7 protein-coding genes are annotated in these 7,235 nt (G+C 74.4%); 3 read left to right on the top strand and 4 right to left on the bottom strand.

Features of this window, described 5'->3' with window-relative positions; all coding sequences use genetic code 11:
- Positions 1-590: hypothetical protein (locus JNW98_RS30315; protein ID WP_223771500.1), on the top strand; the 590-nt coding region annotated here is incomplete at its 5' end.
- A gap of 104 nt (positions 591-694) precedes the next feature.
- Here the strand turns inward: JNW98_RS30315 and JNW98_RS30320 are convergent.
- From JNW98_RS30320 to JNW98_RS30330, 3 genes are all read right to left on the bottom strand, one after another.
- Positions 695-1,876 (bottom strand): L,D-transpeptidase, encoded by a 1,182-nt coding sequence (locus JNW98_RS30320; RefSeq protein ID WP_223771501.1) that lies wholly within the window; start codon positions 1,874-1,876, stop codon positions 695-697.
- A 317-nt stretch (positions 1,877-2,193) separates the two neighbouring features.
- Entirely contained in the window at positions 2,194-2,628 is a 435-nt protein-coding gene (locus JNW98_RS30325; protein WP_223771502.1) for a response regulator, read from the bottom strand.
- Positions 2,628-2,999: a hypothetical protein gene (locus JNW98_RS30330; RefSeq protein WP_223771503.1), complete on the bottom strand. Its 372-nt coding sequence runs from the start codon at positions 2,997-2,999 to the stop codon at positions 2,628-2,630. Before JNW98_RS30330 ends, JNW98_RS30325 begins: the two co-directional genes overlap by 1 nt.
- A gap of 166 nt (positions 3,000-3,165) precedes the next feature.
- Here JNW98_RS30330 and JNW98_RS30335 point away from each other — a divergent pair, with 166 nt between their 5' ends.
- Together JNW98_RS30335 and JNW98_RS30340 are read left to right on the top strand one after the other, a co-directional pair.
- A complete protein-coding gene (locus tag JNW98_RS30335) occupies positions 3,166-4,845 on the top strand; it encodes a sensor histidine kinase (RefSeq protein WP_372459355.1) in 1,680 nt (559 codons plus the stop codon).
- Positions 4,842-6,071: a PP2C family protein-serine/threonine phosphatase gene (locus tag JNW98_RS30340; RefSeq protein ID WP_223771504.1), complete on the top strand. Its 1,230-nt coding sequence runs from the start codon at positions 4,842-4,844 to the stop codon at positions 6,069-6,071. Before JNW98_RS30335 ends, JNW98_RS30340 begins: the two co-directional genes overlap by 4 nt.
- 47 nt (positions 6,072-6,118) lie before the next feature.
- On the opposite strand, the gene JNW98_RS30345 is transcribed toward JNW98_RS30340, so the two are convergent.
- Positions 6,119-6,988 (bottom strand): universal stress protein, encoded by an 870-nt coding sequence (locus JNW98_RS30345; protein WP_223771505.1) that lies wholly within the window; start codon positions 6,986-6,988, stop codon positions 6,119-6,121.
- Positions 6,989-7,235: the final 247 nt, after the last annotated feature.

The following is a 7,235-nucleotide window of genomic DNA, read 5'->3' on the forward strand; positions in this document are numbered from 1 at the left end:
GCGACCGCGGCACGACCGTCGTCGCCGAACTGTGGCTGGGCGCCCCCGGATTCCCGCCCGAGGCGGCGGACGAGGCGCTCGCCCGGCTGGAGGACGCCGTGGACCGGGTGATCGGGCTCCGCAGCTTCGACTGGCCGGCCGGCTGGACCGACCCGTCCTGGCCCTCCGGCCCGGTGACGCTGGGGGACGCCGGTCCCGACCTGGCCCTGCGGCGCCCGGTGCTCGATCCGGCGCCGCCCTCCCCCGAGCGGCTGACCGCCCTCGCGGCGGCGCTCGGCCGCCCGCTGGCCCGGGCCGGACGGCTCGCGCCCGGCCGGGTCGCCGGCGCCTATCTGCCGCCCCCTGGCCCGCACCCTGACTCCGTACACGGCCTGGACCCGGACGTCGTCGTCGGCCGGCGCAGCGCCCGCACCGACCGGGCACTGGCCGTCAATCTGCGGACGGGTGCCTGTTCTTACGTGTCCCTGCGAGTCGCCGACGCCATCGACCGCTACCGCGACGGCTACACCCTGCGCGAGGCGCTCCGCCCGCTGTCCCCGCGCGCGGTCCGCGCCCTGCGGGACGGCGGGGTGCTCGGCGAGGTCCCGTGACGGGAAACGTCCGACGGGGCGGCCCGGAGGTCTCCCTCCCGGCCGCCCCGTCGGACGCGTACCCGACCGCGTCTCCGCGTCGGTTCCGTCAGCGCGTCAACGCGTCAGTTCTTCAGCGCGCTGCGCTTCTGCCACTGCTCCCAGGTCTCCTGCCAGACCTCGAGGCCGTTGCCCACGTCGGTCTTGACGGTGCTGGAGGTGCCCTTGACCTCCACGGTGGAGCCGATGGGCAGGAAGTCGTAGGTGCGCTTGGCGTCCTCGGTGGTCATGCCGAAGCAGCCGTGGCTGTTGTTGACCACGCCGATCTGGTTGTTCCAGGGCGCGGAGTGCAGGAAGGTGCCGGAGGCGGTCATGTGGGTGACCCACTTCGCGTCCAGCATCCACTGGTTGCCGTAGCCGATGGTGGACGAGTCCATGGTCTCGTCCGCGTTCTTGCTGCGGACGGTGTGGATGCCGCCGCGCGTCGGGGCCTCCGGGGAGCCGGCGGAACCCTTGACGCTGCCGACCGGCTTGCCGTTCTCGTACATGGTCAGCGTGTGACCGGGGACGTCGATGACGGCCTTGTGGTCGGCGCCTATGGTGAAGCCGTAGTCGTAGTCCCGGGCGAACCAGCCGCCCTCGCCGCTGTCGATGCCGGCGAGCGAGCCCTTGACGGCGACCTTGGTGCCGCTGGGCCAGTACGTCTTGGGCCGCCAGTCGAGGCGGTCCTGACCGGAGTAGTCGGTCACCCAGCCCCAGGCGCCCTCCACCTGCGGGGTGGAGGTGACCTTGAAGTTCTTCTCGATCTCGGCCCGCTTGTCCTTGTCGACCTTGTGGTCGAAGAGGATCGAGACCGGCATACCGGTGCCGACGGTCTGCCCGTTCTGCGGGGTGTTCGTCAGCTTGTTGACCTTCGGCGCCTGCTGGGTGCTGAAGGTCGCGGTGGAGGTGGACTTCCGGCCCTTGGCCGACTCGGCCGCGGTCTGCACCGTGTAGGTGGTCTTCGGCTTGACCTTGCCGGCCGACTGCCAGGTGACGCCGTCACCGGACAGCTTCCCCTCGACCTTCTCCCCCTTGTCGTCCTTCACCTCCACCGAGGTCAGCTTGCCGCCGTCGGCCTTGACCGAGATCGGCGCGCCGAGCTTGACCTCCTTGGCGCCGGCCGCCGGGCTCACGGTCACCTTGGCCGCGGGTCCCGAGTCGTCCGACGACCCGCCGCCGGACCCCCCGGAACAGGCGGACAGCACCAACGAGCCCATGAGGGCGGATATCAGCAGGACGGGGCGACGGCCCTTCCCGACGTGCACGTGAAAACCTCCAAGACAGCGAGTCCGCGGCGGGCCCGGCTCCACTGCCGGTACGAGAAAACCGAGAAAGCCGGGAAAACCCGGCAACCCCCCACCTCACCTGTACAGATGACCTGGGCGCCGCCGCGGTTCCTGAGAAAAACGATATTTGTGCGGGAATCGTGCGGACGACCCGGGGTGCTCCCCGGCGGCACGCGGAAACGCCCCGGTCCACGGAAACGTTTCGGCGCGCGTCAACGCCCCGGAACGTCCCCGGAAACGACGGAGCGGCGGCACCCGCCCCGGAACCCCGGAGGATGCCACCGCCCGGACGGGGCCTACTCCCGCGGCAGTTTGGTGGCCGTGTCCAGGTAGAACGCGTCGATGCTGCGCACGGCCCGGGTGAAGTCGTCGAGGTTGACGGGCTTCGTGACGTACGCGTTCGCGTACCGCCGGTAGGCGTCGGCCACGTCGTCCGGGGCGGAGGACGTGGTGAGCACGACGACCGGGATGGCGCGCAGGTCCTCGTCCCCCTTGAGGACGGCCAGCAGTTCCCGGCCGTTCATCCGCGGCATGTTGAGGTCGAGCACGATCAGGTCCGGCCGGGGCAGGCCGGGGTCGCGGAGGTGGTCCAGCGCGGCGATGCCGTCCTGGACCTGGGTGAGGTTACGGGCGGCTCCGTGTTCAAGGAGCGCCTCCTTGATGAGCATCGCGTCCGCCGGATCGTCCTCGACCAGAAGGACGTCGTAGGGGCGCGCGGGGGCGGCCATCATCATCGGCTCCGCTCGGTGTGCTTCGGGGGTCGGTGGGTGGTGCCGTGCACGATGCCGGGCCAGCGGTTGCGGGCTCCCTGGCGGCTCATCTCGCAGGCCCGCCCGATCTGGGGGTAGCCGGCGCCGTTCCGCGCGGCCTCCTCGGCCGCGGCGTCCGTGAGGCGCTGCACCGCCCGTTCCAGGTGAACGAGCATGTGGAGATAGGCCAGGGCCTCGGCCCGGGCGCCGTCCGGATCCGCGGGCCCGCCGGCGGCGGGCAGCAGGCGGAACGACCGGTGGGCCAGGCGGTGGGCCAGGCCCGCGAGCGCTCCCTCCACCATCGCGGAGATCTCGCTTTCGGCGAGGCGCGGGGAGAAATGGGTGCCGGGCATAGCGCACACCCTAGGCGCTGCGCCGCCCTCTCGACAACTACTGTTGTCACGGCACCGATACGGTGTGGCTGCCCAGGTGCCGGGGAAGCAGCCCGGGGGACTCGGGGAACGGAGACGGAAGGCGGGCAACGTGGCGGTCGAAACTGCTCCTCAACAGGGCGGTTCCGTGGAATCCCCATCCGGGGACCCCACCGGGACGGACCGGGCCGGCGGCAGACCGGGTCCGGCCGGCCGGCCGGGCTGGACGACGCGCCGGTGGCTGCGCGTGGGCGTGAGCACGACGCTGGTGGTGCTCACGGCGCTCGGCGCCCTGGGGACCTGGGCGCTCGCCCGGACGGCGACGATCAGTGACCGCCTGGTGGACGTACGGTCGCCGGCGCTGGTCGAGGCCGTGCGGCTGGAGAACGCGCTGGTGAACCAGGAGACGGGCGTACGGGGTTACGGCCTCACCGGCCGGCGCGAGTTCCTGGAGCCGTACACGCAGGGCGTCGCGGACGAGAAGTCGGCCGCCGCCCGGCTGCGCCGGCTGGTCGGCGACGAGCCGGAGGCCCGGGCGGACCTGGACCGGGTGCTGGAGCGGGCCGAGACGTGGCAGGCGCGGGTCGCCCGGCCGGTCGCGGCGGCTCCCCCGGGCCCGGAGGCCGCGCGGGTCGTCGAGCGGGTGGGCGCCGGGAAGGGCGCCTTCGACTCCGTCCGCGCGTCCCTCCAGGAGCAGCAACGGCACCTGGCCGACGAGCGGGCCGGGACCAGTGCGGACCTGGCCGACACCCGCCGGCTCCGCAACGGCGTCTTCGCGGCCATCGCGGCGGTGATCCTGCTGGTCGCGGTCCTCGTCTTCGAGGGGCTGCGGCGGGGCGTCACCATGCCGCTGGAGCGGCTGGGTTCGGACGCCAGGCTGGTGGCCCAGGGCCACTTCGGGCACTCCATCGCGGCGACAGGACCGGCCGACCTGCGCCGGCTGAGCGGCGACGTGGAGGCGATGCGGCGGCGGATGGTGGGCCAGCTGGAGTTCACCGAGAAGGCCCGCACCCAGCTCGACGAGCAGGCGGCCGAGCTCCGCCGCTCCAACGCCGAGCTGGAGCAGTTCGCCTACGTGGCCTCGCACGACCTCCAGGAGCCGCTGCGGAAGGTGGCGAGCTTCTGCCAGCTGCTGCAACGCCGGTACGGGGACGGCCTGGACGAGCGGGCGCACCAGTACATCGCCTTCGCGGTGGACGGCGCCAACCGCATGCAGGTGCTCATCAACGATTTGCTGGCGTTCTCGCGCGTCGGCCGGGTGCACAACGACCACGACACCGTGGACCTGGACGCCGTCCTGGAGACGACCCTGGACGCGCTGAGCGTGCCGGTCGAGGAGTCGGGGGCGGAGGTCACCCACGATCCGCTGCCCACGGTGGTCGGCGACCGGACGCAACTGGGCATGCTCTGGCAGAACCTGGTCTCGAACGCGGTCAAGTTCCGCGCCCCGGACCGCCGTCCGGCCATCCACGTGTCGGCCGAGCGGGACGGCGACGTCTGGCGGTTCGCCGTCACCGACAACGGCATCGGGATCGGCCCGGAGTACGCGGAGAAGGTGTTCGCCCTCTTCCAGCGGCTGCACACCCGGGAGGCGTACCCGGGGACCGGTATCGGCCTGGCGATGTGCCGGAAGATCGTCGAGTTCCACGGGGGCACCATCGCCGTCGACCCGGAGCGCGAGGGCGGCGCCCGCATCGTCTTCACGCTGCCGGCCACCGGACCGGACGACTCCGATCCGGCGGTGGAACCGGCCGCGGGACCGGCGGCGGAACCGGCGGCGGGACCGGCGGCGGAAGAGGCCACGACGACGGGACGGTCCGCCTCGTGACCGCCCAGACGTCCGACGCCCGGGAGCGGCCGGCGAGCGCCTCGCTCCCGGATCCGGAGTCCGCCGCGCCGCCGCACTACCGCGTCCTGCTCGTCGAGGACGACGCGGGGGACGCCCTCCTGGTGGAGGAGCTCCTGGCCGACACCGGTCTCGACCACACGCTGAGCTGGCGCAAGACGCTGGCCGAGGCCCGCGCGGAGCTGGTCTCGGACGGTGCCGACTGCGTACTGCTCGACCTGCACCTGCCGGACGCCTCCGGCACGGCGGCGGTCACCGCCGTACAGCAGGCGGACCCGCACGTGGCCGTCATCGTGCTCACCGGTCTCGCGGAGTCGCAGGCCGGGGTGCGGGCGGTCACCGCGGGCGCCCAGGACTACCTGGTCAAGGGGCAGGTGGAGCCGGAGCTGCTGCAGCGGGCCGTGCACTACGCCGTGCACCGCAAGCAGGCCGAGCGGGCCAAGGCGGAGCTCCAGGCCACCCAGTTGCGGGCGCAGGAGAACACCCGGCTGGAGCGCGGCCTGCTGCCGACGCCGCTGCTGGACTCCCCCGCCGTGACGGCCACCACCCGGTACCTGCCCGGCCGGGAGAGCGCCCTGCTGGCCGGGGACTTCCTCGACGTCGTCCAGACCGACGACCACGTCGTGCACGCCCTGATCGGCGACGTGAGCGGGCACGGCCCCGACGAGGCCGCGCTCGGCGTCGCCCTGCGCATCACCTGGCGGGCCCTGACCCTGGCCGGGCACCGGGGCGAGCGGCTGCTGGACCTGCTGGAGCGGATGCTGGTCGCCGAGCGCACCCGGCACGAGATGTTCGCCACCTGCTCGCTGCTCACCCTGGACCTGCGGGAGTCGACCGCCGTCCTGCACCTGGCCGGGCACCACGAGCCGCTGCTGACGGCGGACGGGGCGACCCGGCCGGTGGCGGCGGAGCACGGGGTGGCCCTGGGCATCGCGCCGGGCCTGTGCCACTGGCCCGCCACCCGGCTCGCGGTGCCCCGCTCCGGGGCGCTCACGCTGTACACGGACGGGCTGATCGAGGGGCACGACGGGCCCGGGCGGCACCGGCTGGGCGCGGAGGGCCTCGTCGAGCTGGTCAACCGGGTGCCGTCGCAGGAGCCGCCGGACCGTCAGCTGGACCGGCTCGTCGGAACCGTCCGGGAGCTGAACGCCGACCGGCACGCCGACGACCTGGCGATCCTCCGGCTGGACTGGCGCGCGGCGGGCTGAGGCGCCGGGCCGGCCGGGGTCAGCCCGCCGGAGTCAGCCCGCCGCTGTCAGCCCGCCGGGACGACGGCGACCGGGCAGTCCGCCCGGTGCAGGGCGGTGTGGCTGACCCGGCCGAGCTGGAGGCCGCCCCCGTGGTGGCGGCGGACGGCGCCGACCACCAGCAGGTCGGCCTCGTCCGAGGCGGCGACGAGGGTCCGGTGCGCGGGTCCCTCGACGGTGACGGCGCGCACGGTGACGCCCGGGTACTCGGCCTCGGCCGCGCGCAGCGCCTCGTGCAGCTCGCGGCCGGCCCGCTCCTCGTGGTCGAGGGGCTCGCCGCTGGGCAGCGGGTAGTGGGTCACGGACTGCCGGGCGGGGTGCCGCCAGGAGCGGACGGCCTGCACCTCGCAGCCGCGGGCGGCGGCCTCCCGGAAGGCGAACCGGACGGCGGCGGGCGCCTCCTCGCTGTCCCCGACGCCGACGAGGACCCGGCCGCGGGAGCCGCGCAGACCGTCCGCCGAGCCGCGTACGGCGATCACCGGGCAGTGGGCGCGGGCCGCGACGGAGAGGCTGACCGAGCCGAGCAGCAGCCCGGTGAAGGTGCCCCGGCCCGAGGGGCCGGTGATCACCGCGGCGGCGTGCCGGCTCGCCTCGACGAGGGCGTTCACGGCCTCCTCGGGCACGGTCTCGGCGTGGACGCGCACGGACGGGTCGCGGTCCCGGGCGTGCCGGACGGCGGCGGGGGCGACGGCCTCCTCGGCCCGGGTCTCCTCCGAGGGCCCGCCCGGGGGCGGAAGGCGCCCCTCGTAGCGCTCCCACAGCGAGGCGTACAGCACGTGCAGCCGCGCGTCGTGCCGGGCCGCCTCGTCCACGGCCCAGTCCAGCGCCCGCAGGCTCCCGGCGGACCCGTCGACGCCCACGACCAGGGGCAGCTCCATCGCGCCCCACCTCCTCACCGCGCGACTCCCGCGCTCACACCGCCCCCGCAGCACCCTCGCACCGCCCGGCACGGGGCGCGACCGGCGACTGGTCCGTTCGGCCGACGCGGCGGGGGCAGGACAGTCGGGCGACGGAAGCCACCCGGCCGGCGGCGGGGGCGGAGGCGCGTAACGCCAGACGGCCGCCGGCGGGGAGCCCGGCAGGGCGGCCCGCGACGAGCTGGCCTGCTCGCGCAGCGTGCTCGCG

The organism is Streptomyces huiliensis (assembly GCF_020037025.1).
Classification (GTDB): Bacteria; Actinomycetota; Actinomycetes; order Streptomycetales; family Streptomycetaceae; genus Streptomyces; species Streptomyces huiliensis.

What these genes read in the sequence shown, in the direction of transcription:
- JNW98_RS30325 (WP_223771502.1), bottom strand. Translation starts at nt 2,628, where the DNA reads ATGATGGCCGCCCCCGCGCGCCCCTACGACGTCCTTCTGGTCGAGGAC.
- JNW98_RS30330 (WP_223771503.1), bottom strand. Translation starts at nt 2,999, where the DNA reads ATGCCCGGCACCCATTTCTCCCCGCGCCTCGCCGAAAGCGAGATCTCC.
- JNW98_RS30345 (WP_223771505.1), bottom strand. Translation starts at nt 6,988, where the DNA reads ATGGAGCTGCCCCTGGTCGTGGGCGTCGACGGGTCCGCCGGGAGCCTG.